Raw genomic sequence first — 16,999 nt, 5'->3', positions numbered from 1 at the left:
CGGCGTGGCTGTGAACCGTCGGGGCAGTTACAATCAAGCACTTTTATGTATTGCTCGATTCATTACTGCTCAGTCCTGAGTGCGGGAGACCCTGTGGCCGCTTGCAACGATGCTTCCACCTCGACGCTGCCGCTTGCCGATAGCGAACTTCGCGACGGGCTCGTCACCCTGCGCGACTGCCTGCGTTGGGCCGCCAGCGAGTTCCAACTGGCTGGGCTCTTTCATGGCCATGGCACGGCCTCCTGCTGGGACGAGGCGGTGGCCTTGACGCTGGGGGCGGTTCATCTGCCCTGGGATGTCGACCCGGCGGTACTCGATGCTCGCTTGTTGCCCATGGAGCGCCTGCGCATCGTGGTCCTGGTGCGCGAGCGCGTCACGACGCGCCGTCCGCTGCCCTACCTGCTTGGGGAGGCGTTCTTTGCCGGGGTGGCGTTCACGGTCGATGAGCGGGTGCTGGTCCCGCGCTCGCCGATCGCCGAGCTGATCGAGGACGGTTTTGCGGCCTGGTTCCCCGATGAGCCGCCAGCGAGGGTGCTCGATCTCTGTACCGGATCGGGTTGCATCGGCATCGCCACCGCGCTGTATCTGCCCACCTGCGAGGTCGATCTGGCTGATATCAGTCCTGAGGCGTTGGCGGTGGCGAAGGCCAACATCAGCCGCCATGGAGTCGGTGAACGAGTCAGGACGGTGGCCTCCGACCTGTTTGCGGGGCTTGCCGGTCAACGGTATGACTTGATCGTCTGCAACCCGCCTTACGTGGATACCCGCGATCTCGCGCTGATGCCCGCCGAGTTTCGTCACGAACCGACCTTGGCGCTGGCGGCGGGCGCGGATGGTCTGGATATCGTGCGGCGCCTGCTTCGCGAGGCACGCGGCTACCTTGCCGACGACGGCGTGCTGATCGTCGAGGTCGGCAATTCCGATCGCCATCTCGAGGCCGCCTTTCCCGAGGTCCCGTTCCTTTGGCTCGAGTTCGAACGCGGGGGACAGGGGGTCTTTGCTCTCAGCGCCGCCGAACTCGACGCCCATGCGGCTTCCTTCGCCTGATTCCTGATACTGCTATCTCCTGGAGCGCCCATGTCCGGCAATACCTTCGGCAAGCTGTTCACCCTCACCACTTTCGGCGAGAGCCACGGACCCGCCCTGGGGGCCATCGTCGACGGCTGCCCGCCAGGACTGCCGCTCAGCGAGGAGGACCTGCAGCATGACCTGGACCGCCGCCGTCCCGGCACTTCGCGCCATACGACACAGCGCCGCGAGCCCGACCGAGTCAGGATCCTCTCGGGAGTCTTCGAAGGCGTCACCACCGGGACCTCGATCGGCCTGTTGATCGAGAATACCGATCAACGCTCCGGGGACTACACGAAGATCAAGGATCGGTTCCGTCCGGCGCATGCCGATTACAGCTATCACCACAAATACGGCGTGCGCGATTACCGCGGTGGCGGGCGTTCAAGCGCCCGGGAAACTGCCATGCGTGTCGCCGCCGGCGCCATCGCCAGGAAGTATCTCGCCACCCAAGGCATCCAGGTGCGTGGCTACATGAGCCAGCTGGGCCCCATCGCCATCGACTTCAAGCAGTGGGAGGCCGTCGGCGACAACCCCTTCTTCTGTCCCGACCCGGAGCGTGTCGCCGAACTCGAGGCCTTCATGGATCAGCTGCGACGCGATCAGGATTCGGTCGGTGCGAAGATCACCGTGGTCGCCGAGGGCGTGCCGCCGGGCCTCGGCGAGCCGGTCTTCGATCGACTCGATGCCGAATTGGCCCATGGATTGATGAGCATCAACGCCGTGAAGGGAGTGGAGATCGGCGACGGCTTCGCGGCCGTGTCGCAGCGTGGCAGCGAGCATCGCGACGAAATGGCCCCCGAGGGGTTTCTCTCCAATCATGCCGGTGGCGTGTTGGGTGGTATCTCCAGTGGCCAGACGATCATCGCCCATCTGGCGCTCAAGCCCACTTCCAGTATCACCACGCCGGGGCGCTCCATCGATATTCACGGCAATGCCGTGGAGGTCGTCACCAAGGGGCGTCACGATCCCTGCGTGGGTATCCGTGCGACGCCCATCGCCGAGGCGATGATGGCCTTGACACTGATGGATCATTTCCTGCGTCATCGTGGTCAGAACGCCGAGGTCAGCGTGGAAACACCACAACTGCGTTGAGCTACGCTTGCGTTCATGGCTGCTACACTGCATATAACCACTAACAAGAGTCACGCCATGAAGATAAACGTCGAGTTCGACCTGACCCCCGATGAGTTTCGTCAGTCGCTGGGCCTGCCCGATGTGGAAGCCTTCCAGAAGGATTTGATGGACCGGATCCAGAAACAGATGGAGTCTGGTGTCGAGGGTTATGACCCGATGAGCCTGATGCGGCCTTTCCTGCAGCAGCAGGGCATGCCCCAGCAGTTGACGCAGGGCCTTTCGCAGGGGTTGTCCAGCTTCGGCTCCTACCAGCAAATGATGCTGGATATGCTGCGTCAAGCCAGTACTAGCCAGAAAACCGGCAATGGCGATGATGACAAGACGAACACGCAACGCGAGACGTCAGGCAAGCAGGCAAAGGCAGGGTCAGCGCAGGACAAATCGGCTGCCAGCAGCGCTGAGCGTAAATCAACGGCGAGTGCCCGCTCGCGAGCCAAGCGTGAAAGCTGACACGTCGCACGTCTGATCGTATTGCTATGGGGCACTAGGCAAACTATCATTGTTGCACTGCAACAAGAGGGATGTGGCTGATACTGCCATGTCTCGCTTCAACCAGGACCTTCGAAGGAGGATCCGTGATGCAAGATAAAATGACTGAAAACTTCAATGAGCAGACTCGTCAGTTCTTTGAACCGATGCGCAAGCTCAATGCTCTAATGCTCAACAACATGGAAAAAATGACCCAGCAGCAGCTGGAAGCCATGAAGCGCTACAGCCAGATGGGTACCGAGCGCATGCGCAGCGCTACCGAGATCGAGGATGCCGAGGGCATGCGAGACTTCGGGACACAACAGGCGCAGATGATGCAAGAGCTTTCTCAGCAGATGCTCGAGGATGCGCGCGCCATGAGCGAGATGAGCCTGGAGTTCAAGAACCAGCTTGAACAGCTCTTCAGTGAAGCGGGCCAGCAGATGAACCAGCAGGCCGAAAAAACCGCTAGCAGCAGCAAGTCCTCTTCATCCAAATCGACTAGCCAGTCCTCACGCAGCAACAAGAGCTGAGCCAGGCTGGGCCAGAAGTGCGGCGGCCCCAGGCCGCCGCGCGATATTTATTACATCACAATGCCGTCGGTAGTCAGTCAGGAGGGGTCAATGCAGCCAGAGATTCAAGCGCCATCACAGGCCGATATTGAAGCCTGGAGCGGTCAGCTTCAGGGCATCGGCGAGGAGTATCGCGCCTTGATGGAGCAGCTGCTGGAGCGCCTGGTGCCCAGCGATGCCGCAGATTCGATCCACGGTGACATGCGCGACAGCTTCAAGGCTGGCGCCGAGGCGCTGGTGCGCAACCCGCCGCTGCTGTGGCAGGCGCAGTCCAGGCTGTTACAGGATCAGTTCCAGCTGTGGCAGCAGGGTCTGCGCGTTCTGGCTGGCGAGGAGGTCGAGCCGCTGGTGTCTCCGCAGCGCAGTGACCGTCGATTCAAGGATGAGGCCTGGACCCAGGATCCTTATTACCGGTGCATCATGCAGCAGTACCTGCTGTTCTCGCGGACGGTCGAGGAGCTTATCGATAACCTCGATGACATGGATCCCGACCGTAAGCGCAATCTGGCGTTCTATGCCCGCCAGATGGTCAATGCGATGTCCCCCACCAACTTTGCCACAACCAATCCCGAGGTGATGCGCAAGACCCTGGAAACCCGAGGCGAGAATCTGATCGATGGTATGGCTCGGTTGCGTGAGGATCTAGCCAACTCTGCCGAAGGCATCAACGTCACCATGACCGATCGCAGCGCCTTCGCGATTGGTGAGAACATTGCCGTGACGCCCGGTTCGGTGGTCTTCGAGAACGAGCTGATCCAGCTGATCCAGTACGCACCCACCACTGAGCAGACGTTCAAGACGCCGCTGCTCATCGTGCCACCCTGGATCAACAAGTATTACATTCTCGATCTTCGTCAGGACAACTCGCTGGTCAAGTGGCTGGTGGACCAGGGGCATACGGTCTTCCTGATTTCCTGGCGCAATCCGGGACCCGAGCAGCGTGAACTGACCTGGTCCGACTACATGCAGATGGGGCCGATCGATGCCATGGGCGCCATCGAGCAGGCCACCGGCGAGAAGTCGGTCAATCTCGTGAGCTACTGCATCGGTGGTACCCTGACGGCGTCCACCGTGGCCTATCTCACCAGTACGCGGCGCGGTCGCAAGGTCAAGTCGGTGACTTACATGGCCACGCTCCAGGATTTTCGTGATCCCGGCGAGATCGGCGTGTTCCTGTCCGAGCCGGTACTCGAGGGCATCGAGGCCAAGCTCGAGCAGGATGGCTATCTCGATGGCCGTGTGATGGCCTATTCGTTTAACCTGATGCGCGAGAATGACCTCTTCTGGTCGTTCTACATCAATAACTACCTGAAGGGTGACATGCCGGCGCCCTTCGATCTGCTCTACTGGAACACCGACGGCACCAACCTGCCGGCCGGAACTCACGGTTGGTACCTGCGCAATATGTACATGGAGAATCGGCTGGTGGAGCCGGGCGGCATCGAGCTCGACGGGGTCAAGATCGATCTGCGCAAGGTGTCTACCCCGAGCTACTTCATCTCCACCCATGACGATCATATCGCCAAGTGGAACAGTACCTACTACGGTGCGTTGCTGCCCAAGGGACCGGTAACGTTCGTGCTCGGTGGTTCCGGTCATATCGCCGGCGTCGTCAACCCGCCGCACAAGAACAAGTACGGTTACTGGACCAATGAGGAGTTGCCGGAGACCGCAGAAGAATGGCTCGAAGGCGCAGAGCGGCATGAGGGGTCCTGGTGGCCGCATTGGCAGGAGTGGATTACTTCCAATGGCTATGCCGACAGCGAGAAGATGGTACCGGTACGCCAGCCTGGCGAAGGGGAGCTCAGCATCATCGAGCCGGCTCCGGGTCGCTACGTGCGCATGACCATCCCCGAGGTGCTGGGCGAGGCCTCAGCTTCCAGAGAACTGGCTTCAAAGGAATCGGCTTCCAAGGAATCTTGATGTCCTGAGCTGTCAGCTGACAACAACATCCCTATCCATACGGTAGGGATGTTTTTCGTTAGCAGCCGCGAGACCCAATCGGCCTTCGGGTTACTGATCAACGCTTGAGGCGCAGCCCGGGTAGTATCATCAGCCCGGCGAGCAGCCAGACCGGCCAACTGCCGGTGCGGCCGAAGGGCGTCAAGCCGGCCATGGGGCTGACCTCGCCGCTGATGCTGGTTGTCTCGAACCGCGGCGCCTGGACGGTAACGTTGCCCTGAGGGTCGATGATCGCGGTAACACCGTTGCTGGTCGCGCGGGCCAGATAACGGCCATTCTCCAGGGCGCGCAGCCGGGCCATCTGAAGGTGTTGCAGTGGGCCGATGGAGGCCCCGAACCAGGTGTCGTTGGATACTGTGAGCAACAGGTCGGCGCTTCGGGCACGCTCGGCCACCAGGTCGGGATAAATGATCTCGTAGCAGATGGCGTTGCCGATGGTGAGCCCGGCCGCCCGGATCGGTGCCTGCTGCGAGGGTCCGGGCGTCATGGCCGGCATGGGCAGGTCGAAAAAGGCTATGGTGCCGCTCAGCAGGGTTTCCAGAGGCAGGTACTCGCCAAAGGGTACCAGATGCGCCTTGCGGTATTCCCCCTCGACGTCTCCCACGCCCACCACGCTGTTGTAGTAACGGCGGTTTTCATCGCGCTGCAGAATGCCGGTGAGCAGCGTGGTCTCGGGAGGCAGGTTCGTCTGTACCCGCTCGAGGATAGGACGCGCCTCGTCTTCGAACATTGGCAGCGCCGCCTCGGGCCAGATGATCAAGTCAATGCCGTCGCTCTGCTGGCGAGTCAGTTCGCGATAGGTATCGGCGGCCACCCGCTGGCCCTCGGGGGTCCACTTGATCAACTGCGGCAGGTTGCCCTGTAGCAGGGCGACACGTACGGGCTCTCCCGTGGGTGTCGTCCATTGCTGGGGCAGCGCCAGCGGCGCAAGCCACATCATGGCGATGGGGATGGCCGCCCACCAGCGGCGGCGCAGCAGCTCGACGCCTAACGTGCCTGTCAGCGCGGTGAGCAGCGACAGCAAATAGACGCCGCCGATCGGCGCCCAGGCGGCCAGCGGCGAGTCGACATGGGCCGTACCCAGCAACAGCCAGGGAAAGCCGGTGAACAGCCAGGTGCGTAGCCACTCGCCCAGTACCCAGGCGCCGGCAAAGGTCAAAAAGCCCAGTCGCGGCCCGCACAGGCGCCGATACAGTCCCAAGGTGACCGCAAAGAACAGCGCCAGTCCGGCCACGAACAGCGTGGTAAGCAGCACCGCCAGAGGCACGCCGGTATACCCGTAGTCATGGATCGAAACGTAGACCCAGGACGCGCCGGAGCCGAACAGGCCCACCCCGTAGCACCAGCCGCGCAAGGCAGCCTGCCCAGCGGTCAGGTCGTGAATGCCGAGATAGACGAGCCCCGCGGCGATGGGGCCGAGCCACCAGAGTTCGAAAGGTGAGGCGGTCAGGGTGGTGAGGCCGCCGGCAAGCAGGGCAGCCAGGCAGCCCAGCGCCGGGGTGAGGTGTCGTTGCGTCATGAATGCCATCCGTCGTTGCGTTGCCGAGTCACTCCTCGGAAGGCTCCTCGCAGGGCTCGGCTTCCAGCAGACGGATGCGCCGATTGTCGGCATTGAGTACCGTGAAACGCCAGCCACCGATTTCGGTATGCTCCCCGCGGCCCGGCAGGTGACCGAAGCGCTGCATCACCAGTCCGCCGAGGGTATCGAATTCCTCGTCGGAGAAGCGGGTCTGGAAGCGCTCGTTGAAGTCTTCGATAGGCGTCAACGCGCGGATGGCGAAGCGACTCTCGCCAAGCTCGCGGATATCGTCTTCCTCGTCAGTATCGTGCTCATCCTCGATGTCGCCAACGATCTGCTCGAGGATGTCTTCGATGGTGACGATCCCGGCGGTGCCGCCATATTCATCCACGACTACCGCCATGTGGTTGTGCGTGTCGCGAAATTCCTTGAGCAGGCTGTTGAGCCGCTTGGATTCGGGCACGAACATCGCCGGGCGGACCACCTCTTCGAGCCGGAAGGCCGGTGCATCGTCGGCGCTGCGACGCAGTAGCGGCAAGAGATCCTTGGCCAGCAGGATGCCCTTTACCTCATCAAGGTTCTCGCCGATGACCGGATAGCGCGAGTGGCCGGTTTCCAGAATCACCGGCAGGTAGTCTTCCAGCGGCTGGTCGAGGGCGATGGCAGTGACCTGCGAGCGGGGGATCAGCACTTCGCGTACCTGCTGATCACTGATGTTCAAGGCCCCCTCGATGATCATCATGGCATCCTGCTCGAGCTTCAGGCGGCTCGCCGTCTGCCGCAGGAAGCCGAGAAGTTCTTCCCGCGAGTTGGGTTCCTCGCTATCGCTGGATAGGGCACTGAAAAACTTCTCGAGCCAGGACTTGTTGCCCTGGCCGGTCGATCGGTCTTCGCTCATGCGTCGGTTCTCTCGTCCTCGTGATGGGAATCGCGATGGGGTGGCGTGTAGGGATCGGCGATTCCCAGCGCCGCCAGTATCTCTCGCTCGAGTGATTCCATGGCGTCGGCCTCATCGTTCTCGAGATGATCGTGGCCCAGGAGGTGCAAGGTGCCATGCACCACCATATGAGCGTAGTGATTGTGTAACGACTTGTCCTGCTCGGCTGCCTCGTAGGCCACCACCGGATGGCAGAGCACCAGGTCACCGAGCAAGGGCAGCTCGACACCCGGTGGGCCCTCGAAGGGGAAGGACAGCACGTTGGTCGGCGTATCTCTGCCGCGATAATCGCGGTTGAGCGTGCGACTCTCGTCGCTGCCGACGAATCGCACGGTCAGTTCGTTGCGGGACTCGTCGGGGTAGCGGGCCAGCACGGTGGCGACCCAGGCTTCAAGCTCATGGAACTGAGGAAGCCCCTCGGCGGTCACGGCAACCTGTCGATCCACCAGGGGCGATGTCATGGCTCATCACGCTCGCTGGTGTCGCGGTCATGACGCGCCTTTTCCAGGCTGGCGCGCTCGAGCCGCTCCTGCCGCTGGGTCTCCCGCTCATCACGGCGGGCGCGCTCGGCGGCTTCCTCGGTGGCTTCGAAGTGGTCGTAGGCTTCGATGATGCGTTGCACCAGCGGATGGCGCACCACATCCTTGGCCGCGAAATGTGTCACTCCGATACCTGGCGTGCCCTTGAGTACCTCGAGCACCTGGATCAGGCCCGAGGTCTGGCCGCGGGGTAGGTCGACCTGGGTGACATCGCCGGTGATCACCGCCGTAGAGCCGAAACCGATGCGGGTCAGAAACATCTTCATCTGCTCGCGCGTGGTGTTCTGGCTCTCGTCGAGGATGATGAAGGCGTTGTTGAGCGTGCGGCCACGCATGTAGGCCAGCGGGGCGATCTCGATCACCTGGCGTTCGATCAGCTTGGCGACCTGTTCGAAGCCAATCATTTCGTAGAGGGCGTCATACAGCGGGCGCAGGTAGGGATCGATCTTCTGGGCCAGGTCGCCGGGCAGGAAGCCGAGCTTCTCGCCGGCCTCGACGGCCGGGCGCACCAGCAGGATGCGACGCACCTCCTGCTGGTTGAGCGCCTCCACCGCCGCGGCGACGGCCAGATACGTCTTGCCGGTGCCGGCGGGGCCGATGCCGAAGTTGATGTCGTGGGCACGGATGCTCTGCACATAGCTCTGCTGGTTGAGCCCGCGCGGCTTGATCAGCGTACGAGGCGTGCGCAGCAGTACCTCGCTCTCCGAGGCCTCGCCTTCTTCTTCATCCAGCGCTTCGAGCCCCGATTCTTGCAGGAACAGATGCAGGGTGTCGGGGGTAAGCTCGCTGGCTTCGGTCTCGCGGTAAAGATGCTCCAGCACATTGGCGGCGGCCTTCACGCGTGCCGAGGGGCCTGCCAATTGAAAGATGTTGCCGCGGTTGCGCAGGGTGATGCCCAGACGAGACTCGACCAGCTTGAGATGCTCGTCACGCTCGCCACACAGATTGGCCAGACGCCGAGGGTCGTTGGGCTCGAGATTGAGGGTAACGATGCGATTTGCCTGAGAAGATGGCTGGCTCAAGACGGAAGAATCCTGGGTAATGGGTGTGGTTTCAGCTTACTGCCCCGGCCCGTGCCGGGGCAATTCATGGCGACCGCTCAGAAGCGCTCGGGGGAGGCGAGCTCGCCTCTCAAAGAGTTGGGGAGGGCTTCGCTGATTTCAACGTCAACAAAATAGCCAATCAACTCGACGGGATTGGCGGCGCGAAAGTTGACCACTCGATTGTTTTCGGTGCGTCCCGACAGTTGGCCCGGGTCCTTTGGCGAGAAGCCGGTGACCAGGATGCGTTGCCGGCTGCCGACCATACGCCGGCTGATCTGCATCGCCTGCTGGGTGATGCGCTCCTGCAGGATCGCCAGGCGTTGCTTCTTGACGCTCTCAGGCGTGTCGTCCGGTAGGTCGGCCGCTGGCGTGCCGGGCCGGGCCGAGTAGACGAAGCTGAACGAGTGATCGAAGCCGATGCGATGGATCAGGTCCATGGTGGCCTCGAAATCCGCCGCGGTTTCGCCGGGAAAGCCGATGATGAAGTCCGAGGAAAAGCTCATATCCGGGCGCAGCGCACGGATGCGCTCCATCTTCTCGACATATTCCTCCACGCTATGGCCGCGCTTCATGGCAGCAAGCACGCGGTCGGAGCCGGCCTGTACCGGCAGGTGCAGGTGGCTGACCAGCTCGGGAATCTCGCCATAGGCTTCGATCAGGCTGTCGGAAAATTCCACCGGGTGTGAGGTGGTAAAGCGAACTCGGTCGATGCCGTCAACCGCCGCCACACAGGCGATCAGTTCGGCCAGGTCGATCTCGTCACCCACCTGGTTGGGGCCGCGATAGGCATTGACGTTCTGGCCCAGCAGGTTGATCTCGCGCACGCCTTGATCGGCCAGGTGAACAACCTCGTCCATCACCGCCTCGAAGGGCCGTGAAACCTCTTCGCCACGGGTGTAGGGCACCACGCAGAACGTACAGTACTTGGAGCATCCCTCCATCACCGACACGAAGGCGGTGGCGCCGTCGGAACTGGGCTTGGGCAGATGGTCGAACTTCTCGATCTCGGGGAAAGTGACGTCGACCACCGAGATCTGGTCGTTGCGCCGCGAGTCGAGCATCGCCGGCACCCGATGCAGGGTCTGGGGCCCGAACACCATGTCGACGTGCGGCGCGCGCTTGCGCAACGCCTCGCCTTCCTGGCTGGCCACGCAACCGCCGACACCGATCACCAACTCGGGGTTGGCTTCCTTGAGCTTTTTCCAGCGCCCCAGCTGGTGGAAGACCTTTTCCTGGGCCTTTTCGCGGATCGAGCAGGTGTTAAGCAGGATGACGTCGGCTTCACGTTCATCATCGGTGAGTTCGAGCCGATGGGATTCGCCGAGCAGATCCGCCATGCGCGCGGAATCGTACTCGTTCATCTGGCAGCCATGCGTCTTGATGAAGAGTTTCTTCGTCATAAGAATAGATCGGAGCGCCAGGCTCGCGATGTTTTAACCCGTGGATAAAAAGGAAACGATAAGTGCGTTCATGATACGCCTGCACCCCCTTGCGGGGCCAGCGTGGGCTCTCGACGCAGCGGCTTGAGCGCGGATGGTTGTGCTATCCTCGGCACTTCGCATTGGAGTGGACGTTCAAAAGCCTTGACCTGCCAGGATGACGGCATGACAAAACACAATCTCACGTTTCTGACCCTGGGGTTGGCCCTGGGGCTTACTGCGTTGCCGCTGCACGCCCAGGAGGCGGCCGATGGCACCCATTGGGTGTCCGATGAACTCACTACCTGGGTACGCAGCGGCCCCACTGATGGCTACCGCATCATCGGCACGCTGACCGCCGGTGAGCCGGTGACGGTACTCGAGTCCAGCGGCGACTACAGTCGTGTCGAGAACGAGGAGGGCGATGCGACATGGATACTCTCCGATGAGTTGCAGGACCAGCCCAGCGCCCAGGTGCAGCTGCCGCATCTGGAAGCGCAGGTGGAGGAGCTCCAGGCCGAGCTCGGCGATATTAACGCCACCTGGGAAGACCGGGTCAGCGGCATGACCCAAACACTCCAGTCGCGCGAGCAGCGCATTGCTGAGTTGCAGGAGCAGAATCAGGCTTATACGGCGGCGGCCGACGAGTCGAGCCAGACCATCCGCCGGCTCCAGGCGCGCCTTGATACCCAGGAAGAAGACTTATTGATTCGCTACTTCATGTACGGTGGCGGTGTTGCCGGGGCAGGGCTGCTGGTCGGGTTGATCGTCCCGCACCTGCCACGCCGCCGCAAGAAGCGTGACCGCTGGTTTTGATGCCGGCGCCGGAGGAGATCGCATGGCCCATGACTGGCTAGACCGCTGGAGGGAAGGACGCATCGGTTTTCATCGTGATCGTCCCCACCCGGCCTTGGTGCGTCATTGGCCTCGGTTGGGCATCCGGCCCGGCACCAAGGTGCTGGTGCCGCTATGCGGCAAGAGCCTGGACATGCGTTGGCTGGGTCAGCACGACCATCCTGTGCTGGGCATTGAGCTGGCGCCGGAGGCAATCGAGCAGTTTGTCGGGGAAGGCACCAGCGAGATATCCCGCTATCGCCAGGATGGCTTCGACATCTGTCGGCAGGCCAATGTCGAACTCTGGTGCGGTGACTTTTTCCACTTTCATATCCAGCAGGCAGCGGAGATCGGCGCCTTCTATGATCGTGCCGCCTTGATTGCGCTTCCGGCGCCGACGCGCCAGCGCTATGCCTTTCATCTGGCGCAGTTGCTGCCACCCGGTGCGGCCGGTCTGCTGATCAGCCTGACCCGCACCCTCGACGATGGCGGTCCCCCTTATACGGTCTCCAGCGACGAGGTGCGCGAGCTTTTCGAACCCAACTTTCACGTCACGCATCTGGAGGATGGCGAACCGGAGGCGGGCAGTGGTTTTCAGGAGAGCGTCTGGGCGATGGTGCGCCGCGGCCCGATCGACTAACGGGCCAGCAGCTGGCCCAGCTCCGGGTCGCGAAACGCACGGTCGAGACCATCGGAAAGCAGCTCGTTGACCATGCGGGTATTAGCTTCCTTGTCCGGGCGCAGGGCGTAGCTCTGGGTTCTGAGCGAGGTATAAGTGCCGGTATAGGTATTGCCGCCATTGATTGCCTCGGCGATAAAGACTGCCTCGAGGCGCGCCTCGTCGATCACCGGACGGCTCTCGCCACGCTGGTAACCCAGGTGATCCAGCGTCAGGGTCAGGCTGGGGCGCCCCTCGGCCTGTTCGGTGGTAGGACGAAAGCCCATCTCACGAACGGCGCGTTCGGCTTCGGCTTGCAGCTTTGGTACCAGTTCATGGGCGCTGACGGTGATGGTGGCGGTAGACATGGCGCTACCGCTGCGCGTGCCGATGACTTCACTGTCACGCCCGTCGACGGCGGTGACGGTGATCTCGCGACCGTTGCCGGTCGCCGGGACGTCGGCGGTACGTCGCGGGTCGAGCTGTAGATAGTGGGGGCTGGCGCAGCCGCTCAGCCAGAGAGCGGCGAGCAACACGGCGCCGTAGCGCAGAAAATGACGACGAGGCATTCGATGGCTCCACATGAATCGGGTGGGAATCGTGAAATGACGTACCCGGCGAGTATATCCTCTGGCGACGGCCGTCGATATTCCCCGACGCTGGAGTGCCCGGCGCGCTCTGCTAGAATGCGGTGCTTCCGAGATGCTCCTAAAACCCTTCCATGCCGGATTCGCTCATGACAGATGCCACCAGACATGATGCTTCGCTGCCTCCCCAGCAGCGCGATTTCTTGATTGCCCCGTCGATCCTGTCCGCCGACTTCGCTCGTCTCGGAGAGGAGGTCGAGGATGTGCTGGCATCCGGTGCCGACATCGTTCACTTCGACGTGATGGACAATCACTTCGTGCCCAATCTCACCATCGGCCCGATGATCTGTGAGGCGCTGCGCAAGCATGGCATTACTGCCCCCATCGATGCGCACTTGATGGTGAAGCCGGTCGATCGCCTGATCGGTGATTTCATCGATGCGGGGGCCGACTACATCACTTTTCACCCGGAGGGCTCAGATCATATCGATCGCTCCCTGCAGCTGATCCGTGACGGTGGCGTGAAGTCGGGGCTGGTCTTCAATCCGGCCACGCCGTTGAGCTACCTCGATCATGTGATGGACAAGGTCGACATGATCCTGTTGATGAGCGTCAATCCCGGCTTCGGCGGTCAAGCCTTCATCCCGGCGGCTCTCGCCAAGCTGCGCGAGGCGCGCCGGCGGATCGATGCGTCGGGATATCCCATACGCCTCGAGGTCGATGGCGGCGTGAAGGTCGATAACATCGCCGAGATCGCGCGTGCCGGGGCCGACACCTTCGTCGCCGGCTCGGCCATTTTCAAGGCTGGCCAGGACGCCGACCCTCACCGCTATGACAGCGTGTTGCGTGACTTCCGAGAGCAACTGGCCACGGCCCGGTGAGCGAGGCGCCTCCCGCCGCGCTCTGGCACCTCTATCTGCTCGAAACCGCCAGGGGCTCGCTCTATATAGGCATCACCACCGATGTGACACGTCGCCTTGGCGAGCATCGCGCCGGACGCGGGGCCAAGGCACTCCGCGGCCGAGGCCCCCTGCGGCTGGTACACCACGAAGCGGTAGGCAGCCAAGGGGAGGCACTTCGCCTAGAGGCCGCCCTTAAGCGCTTGTCGGCGTCGGGCAAACGCGAGTGGGTCGCAAGGCGCTTGACATCCCCACTCTGATTGGTCTGACAACTTGACGATATTCCATAAGCTGCTTTACTCGATTCAGCCGATCGATTCTAGATCGGCATAACAGGAGCTTATAATGAACAAGAAACGTCTCGTTGTCGGTATCGCGGTTGCCAGTGCCGTGGCGCTCATGCCAGTCCATGCTCAAGAGGCCACCACGCTGGAAAAGCTCGGTAGTTTTCAGTCCACCGGCACCACTGAGCACACCGTCATCGACCAGGACTCCTCCAGTGCAGAGGCGATCCGCAATACGCTTGAGAAGATCGACCTGCCGGACGGGTTTGAAATTGATCTGTACGCCCTGGTCCCCGATGCGCGTCATATGGCGGTAGGCCCGCAGGGGGTGGTGATGTTCGTGGGCACCCGCAAGACCGAGATCTGGGCGGTCACCGACCGCGACAAGGACCGGGTAGCTGATGAGGTCAAGAACTTCGCACCGTCGCTTACAAAGGCTATTCCCAACGGCCCGTGTTTCTCCCCCGATGGCGTGCTTTATGTGGCCGAGCAGAACCGGGTTCTGGCCTATCCCGCCGCGGAATTCTTCTACGAAAGCCCGGATGTGGTTGCCGTGCCGGTGATCGCCGGAGGCGAACTGATTCCCGAGGAGCACGTCAGCTACAACCATACGGCTCGTGTCTGCGATATCGGACCCGACGGCAAGCTCTATATCTCCTTGGGCCAGCCCTATAATGTGCCACCCGAAGAGCATCTGGAAATCTTCGATGAGTATGGGATCGGCGGCATTATCCGCGTCAACCAGGATGGCAGCGAGCGGGAAGTCTATACCCGAGGCGTTCGTAACTCGGTAGGGCATGATTTCCATCCCCAGACCGACAATCTATGGTTTACCGACAATCAGGTGGATGGTATGGGCGATGATATTCCGCCTGGCGAAATCAACCAGCAGACCGAGGCGGGGCAGAACTTCGGCTTTCCCTGGTATGGCGGAGGCAGCGTTCGCACCAACGAGTACAAGGATCATGAGATCCCCGACGACGTTATCTTTCCGATGGTCGAGACCGTCGCCCATGCCGCGGACTTGGGCATGATGTTCTACACGGGCTCGATGTTTCCCAACAAGTATCGCAACGGCATCTTCTCGGCGCAGCACGGTTCATGGAACCGTTCGGAGCCGGTCGGTGCGCGGGTAATGTTCACCCCGGTGGACGCCGAGGGAAACGTGACCGGCGATACCGTGCCTTTCGCCGAAGGCTGGCTCGACGAGAACGGTGAATACCTGGGACGCCCGGTGGATGTCGCCCAGCTGCGCGACGGGTCCCTGCTGGTGTCCGACGACTTGGCCGGTGCGGTCTATCGCATCTCCTATAACGCCTCGGCCTCCGAGTAGCCTTTCCACTCGCCGTCACGTAGCAGGGTAGGTGCCTGGCGGCGACCTTCCTCGATGAGAGAACTCCCATGAGACGAATGCTCAAGGCGTCGCTGCTGGTGGCGTTGATTGGCGTGGCCGGTGGTGCCCTGGCGGCCGATCCCGCCACTGGCCGCCTCCTGGCCAGCAAATGTCAGACCTGTCACGGCCTGGACGGGATCGCCAAGATTCCCATTGCACCGCATCTGGCCGGCGAGAGTCGAATCTATCTGGAGACGCAGCTCAAGGCGTTTCGCAGCGGCAAGCGGGAGCACGAGATGATGTCGGTGATCGCCAGGGACCTGAGCGACGCGGAGATATCCGACCTCTCCGCCTGGTACGAATCGATCCAGATCACCGCGACCATGCCCGAATAAACGACGAACCTCGATCGGCCAGCCAGAAGGCCGAGCGACTCAATGAAGCTTCATTCTCGGCCGAATGAAGTGGTAGAGGCCATCGACCAGCATGGTCACGCCCGTCTTGAAGCTGCCATGGATGGCGCGCTGATGCATACGGTAGAGCGATGAATAGAAGAACTTTGCCAGATGCCCCTCGATGAACAAGCTGCGCGCCGAGGCGCCACGCATCAGGCTGCCGATCGCCTCGAAGTGCGCCAGCGAAATCAATGAGCCCCGGTCGTGATAGACAAAGGGTTTTAGCGGCTTGTTTTCCAAAGTGGCGACAAGGTTTCGATAGAGGCATCCGGCCTGCTGATGCGCTGCCTGGGCGCGTGGCGGCACGGAAGTTCCGTCCGGCTGCGGGCAGCTCGCGCAATCGCCGAAGGCGAAGATATGTTCATCGTCGACGCTCTGCAGCGTTTGCTTCACCTTGACGCGATGGTTGCGTTCGGTCGAGAGGCCAAGTTCGGAGAGAATAACCGGCGCCTTGATGCCGGCGGCCCAGACGCCGAGATCGGTAGGGAGTTGCACGCCATCGGCGGTGGTAAAACCTCCCCCATCGACCTCTGTCACTCGCGTGTCGACATGGATCTTCACGCCGAGTTTTTCCAGCTCCGCATGCACGGCCCGGGCGATGCGTTCCGGCAGGGCCGGCAGAATGGCCGGGGCCGCTTCGATCAGATGCACTTCCAGATGATCGCTGTCCATGCTGGTAAAGCCGTAGCTGTGAAGTATCTTTGAGGCGTCGTAGAGCTCCGCTGCCAATTCGACGCCGGTAGCCCCGGCGCCGACGATCCCCACGGTAAGCCGGCCATGGCTGCGACGCTCGGGGTTGCTGTAGCGCAGAAAAGTGTTAAGCATGTCGCGCCGGAACGCCTCGGCCTGTTCGGGGCTATCCAGGAAGTGGCAGTGCTCGGCGACGCCCGGGGTGCCGAAATCGTTGCTGACGCTGCCTAGCGAGAGCACCAAGGTGTCGTAGTCGAGCGTGCGTGAGGGCAGGATCACCTCACCGTCCTCGTCGAGCACGGGCTCAAGGCTGAGGCGGCGTTGTTCGCGGTCGATGTCACACAGGGTTCCGTGCTGGAATCGATAGCCGTTGGCGCTGGCATGCCCCTGATAGGAAATCTCGTCGAGACGTGAATCGAGAGCCCCGGTGGCAACTTCATGCAGCAATGGCTTCCAGATATGGGTGGTGCTGCGATCGACCAGCACGATTTCGGCGCGCTTGCGTTTGCCGAGCTTGCGGCCAAGCCGTGTGGCAAGCTCCAGGCCGCCGGCGCCGCCTCCGACTACCACGATCCGTGAAGAGGTCATCGAAAACT

Annotated in this window: 18 protein-coding genes; 11 read left to right on the top strand and 7 right to left on the bottom strand. The window is 62.0% G+C overall.

Annotated elements, in window-relative coordinates:
• The first annotated feature begins 93 nt into the window (after positions 1-93).
• From prmB to phaC, 5 genes are all read left to right on the top strand, one after another.
• Complete coding sequence (gene prmB, locus BM341_RS08470; RefSeq protein WP_425431983.1) at positions 94-1,047, top strand: 50S ribosomal protein L3 N(5)-glutamine methyltransferase; 954 nt, start codon at positions 94-96, stop codon at positions 1,045-1,047.
• 30 nt (positions 1,048-1,077) lie between these two features.
• Positions 1,078-2,163 carry a chorismate synthase gene (aroC, locus tag BM341_RS08465; RefSeq protein ID WP_089794890.1) on the top strand — a complete coding sequence of 362 codons (1,086 nt, stop codon included), beginning with the start codon at positions 1,078-1,080 and terminating at the stop codon, positions 2,161-2,163.
• Between the two features lie 57 nt (positions 2,164-2,220).
• Positions 2,221-2,655 carry a hypothetical protein gene (locus tag BM341_RS08460; protein WP_089794888.1) on the top strand — a complete coding sequence of 145 codons (435 nt, stop codon included), beginning with the start codon at positions 2,221-2,223 and terminating at the stop codon, positions 2,653-2,655.
• A 128-nt stretch (positions 2,656-2,783) separates the two neighbouring features.
• On the top strand, positions 2,784-3,206 hold the full coding sequence (locus BM341_RS08455) for a phasin family protein (RefSeq protein WP_089794886.1): 423 nt from the start codon (positions 2,784-2,786) through the stop codon (positions 3,204-3,206).
• Between the two features lie 90 nt (positions 3,207-3,296).
• Positions 3,297-5,168 carry a class I poly(R)-hydroxyalkanoic acid synthase gene (phaC, locus tag BM341_RS08450; protein WP_089794883.1) on the top strand — a complete coding sequence of 624 codons (1,872 nt, stop codon included), beginning with the start codon at positions 3,297-3,299 and terminating at the stop codon, positions 5,166-5,168.
• Positions 5,169-5,265: 97 nt separating this feature from the next.
• Here the strand turns inward: phaC and lnt are convergent, their stop codons facing one another.
• The 5 genes from lnt to miaB form a co-directional block, all read right to left on the bottom strand.
• Positions 5,266-6,726, bottom strand: coding sequence for an apolipoprotein N-acyltransferase (lnt, locus tag BM341_RS08445; protein ID WP_089795214.1), 1,461 nt, complete (start codon positions 6,724-6,726; stop codon positions 5,266-5,268).
• Between the two features lie 28 nt (positions 6,727-6,754).
• The gene (locus tag BM341_RS08440; RefSeq protein WP_089794881.1) at positions 6,755-7,624 is read right to left on the bottom strand and encodes a CorC family transporter; all 870 of its coding nucleotides are present in this window, start codon (positions 7,622-7,624) and stop codon (positions 6,755-6,757) included.
• Positions 7,621-8,124 (bottom strand): rRNA maturation RNase YbeY, encoded by a 504-nt coding sequence (ybeY, locus tag BM341_RS08435; protein WP_089794879.1) that lies wholly within the window; start codon positions 8,122-8,124, stop codon positions 7,621-7,623. The genes BM341_RS08440 and ybeY overlap by 4 nt, the downstream gene beginning before the upstream one ends.
• The gene (locus BM341_RS08430) at positions 8,121-9,224 is read right to left on the bottom strand and encodes a PhoH family protein (protein ID WP_089794877.1); all 1,104 of its coding nucleotides are present in this window, start codon (positions 9,222-9,224) and stop codon (positions 8,121-8,123) included. Before BM341_RS08430 ends, ybeY begins: the two co-directional genes overlap by 4 nt.
• Positions 9,225-9,301: 77 nt before the next feature.
• The gene (gene miaB, locus BM341_RS08425) at positions 9,302-10,645 is read right to left on the bottom strand and encodes a tRNA (N6-isopentenyl adenosine(37)-C2)-methylthiotransferase MiaB (protein WP_089794875.1); all 1,344 of its coding nucleotides are present in this window, start codon (positions 10,643-10,645) and stop codon (positions 9,302-9,304) included.
• A gap of 204 nt (positions 10,646-10,849) precedes the next feature.
• Here miaB and BM341_RS08420 point away from each other — a divergent pair, with 204 nt between their 5' ends.
• Together BM341_RS08420 and BM341_RS08415 are read left to right on the top strand one after the other, a co-directional pair.
• Entirely contained in the window at positions 10,850-11,479 is a 630-nt protein-coding gene (locus BM341_RS08420) for a TIGR04211 family SH3 domain-containing protein (RefSeq protein WP_089794873.1), read from the top strand.
• Between the two features lie 22 nt (positions 11,480-11,501).
• The gene (locus tag BM341_RS08415; RefSeq protein ID WP_089794871.1) at positions 11,502-12,137 is read left to right on the top strand and encodes a class I SAM-dependent methyltransferase; all 636 of its coding nucleotides are present in this window, start codon (positions 11,502-11,504) and stop codon (positions 12,135-12,137) included.
• On the opposite strand, the gene BM341_RS08410 is transcribed toward BM341_RS08415, so the two are convergent.
• Complete coding sequence (locus BM341_RS08410) at positions 12,134-12,724, bottom strand: YajG family lipoprotein (RefSeq protein ID WP_089794869.1); 591 nt, start codon at positions 12,722-12,724, stop codon at positions 12,134-12,136. The two genes, BM341_RS08415 and BM341_RS08410, sit on opposite strands and share 4 nt — an antisense overlap.
• Positions 12,725-12,891: 167 nt before the next feature.
• Here BM341_RS08410 and rpe point away from each other — a divergent pair, with 167 nt between their 5' ends.
• The 4 genes from rpe to BM341_RS08390 all read left to right on the top strand — a co-directional run bounded on the left by rpe (position 12,892) and on the right by BM341_RS08390 (position 15,653).
• Positions 12,892-13,623 carry a ribulose-phosphate 3-epimerase gene (gene rpe / locus BM341_RS08405; protein WP_089794867.1) on the top strand — a complete coding sequence of 244 codons (732 nt, stop codon included), beginning with the start codon at positions 12,892-12,894 and terminating at the stop codon, positions 13,621-13,623.
• Entirely contained in the window at positions 13,620-13,901 is a 282-nt protein-coding gene (locus tag BM341_RS08400; protein WP_245784222.1) for a GIY-YIG nuclease family protein, read from the top strand. Before rpe ends, BM341_RS08400 begins: the two co-directional genes overlap by 4 nt.
• 85 nt (positions 13,902-13,986) lie before the next feature.
• Positions 13,987-15,258, top strand: coding sequence for a PQQ-dependent sugar dehydrogenase (locus tag BM341_RS08395; RefSeq protein ID WP_089794865.1), 1,272 nt, complete (start codon positions 13,987-13,989; stop codon positions 15,256-15,258).
• 68 nt (positions 15,259-15,326) lie between these two features.
• Complete coding sequence (locus BM341_RS08390) at positions 15,327-15,653, top strand: c-type cytochrome (protein WP_089794863.1); 327 nt, start codon at positions 15,327-15,329, stop codon at positions 15,651-15,653.
• 39 nt (positions 15,654-15,692) lie between these two features.
• Here BM341_RS08390 and BM341_RS08385 read toward each other — a convergent pair whose 3' ends face one another.
• Entirely contained in the window at positions 15,693-16,991 is a 1,299-nt protein-coding gene (locus tag BM341_RS08385) for an NAD(P)/FAD-dependent oxidoreductase (protein WP_089794861.1), read from the bottom strand.
• Between the last annotated feature and the right edge of the window lie 8 nt (positions 16,992-16,999).

Source organism: Halomonas korlensis, assembly GCF_900116705.1.
Classification (GTDB): Bacteria; Pseudomonadota; Gammaproteobacteria; order Pseudomonadales; family Halomonadaceae; genus Halomonas; species Halomonas korlensis.
Note: the sequence above shows the minus strand (reverse complement) of the source record. Positions and strands in the feature narration are given on the sequence as shown.

Bases quoted from the DNA above. Each gene is read 5' to 3' on its own strand.
- phaC (WP_089794883.1), top strand. From the start codon at position 3,297: ATGCAGCCAGAGATTCAAGCGCCATCACAGGCCGATATTGAAGCCTGG.
- BM341_RS08420 (WP_089794873.1), top strand. From the start codon at position 10,850: ATGACAAAACACAATCTCACGTTTCTGACCCTGGGGTTGGCCCTGGGG.
- BM341_RS08410 (WP_089794869.1), bottom strand. From the start codon at position 12,724: ATGCCTCGTCGTCATTTTCTGCGCTACGGCGCCGTGTTGCTCGCCGCT.
- lnt (WP_089795214.1), bottom strand. From the start codon at position 6,726: ATGACGCAACGACACCTCACCCCGGCGCTGGGCTGCCTGGCTGCCCTG.
- miaB (WP_089794875.1), bottom strand. From the start codon at position 10,645: ATGACGAAGAAACTCTTCATCAAGACGCATGGCTGCCAGATGAACGAG.
- BM341_RS08460 (WP_089794888.1), top strand. From the start codon at position 2,221: ATGAAGATAAACGTCGAGTTCGACCTGACCCCCGATGAGTTTCGTCAG.
- BM341_RS08390 (WP_089794863.1), top strand. From the start codon at position 15,327: ATGAGACGAATGCTCAAGGCGTCGCTGCTGGTGGCGTTGATTGGCGTG.
- aroC (WP_089794890.1), top strand. From the start codon at position 1,078: ATGTCCGGCAATACCTTCGGCAAGCTGTTCACCCTCACCACTTTCGGC.
- BM341_RS08415 (WP_089794871.1), top strand. From the start codon at position 11,502: ATGGCCCATGACTGGCTAGACCGCTGGAGGGAAGGACGCATCGGTTTT.
- rpe (WP_089794867.1), top strand. From the start codon at position 12,892: ATGACAGATGCCACCAGACATGATGCTTCGCTGCCTCCCCAGCAGCGC.
- BM341_RS08455 (WP_089794886.1), top strand. From the start codon at position 2,784: ATGCAAGATAAAATGACTGAAAACTTCAATGAGCAGACTCGTCAGTTC.
- BM341_RS08440 (WP_089794881.1), bottom strand. From the start codon at position 7,624: ATGAGCGAAGACCGATCGACCGGCCAGGGCAACAAGTCCTGGCTCGAG.
- ybeY (WP_089794879.1), bottom strand. From the start codon at position 8,124: ATGACATCGCCCCTGGTGGATCGACAGGTTGCCGTGACCGCCGAGGGG.
- BM341_RS08395 (WP_089794865.1), top strand. From the start codon at position 13,987: ATGAACAAGAAACGTCTCGTTGTCGGTATCGCGGTTGCCAGTGCCGTG.
- BM341_RS08385 (WP_089794861.1), bottom strand. From the start codon at position 16,991: ATGACCTCTTCACGGATCGTGGTAGTCGGAGGCGGCGCCGGCGGCCTG.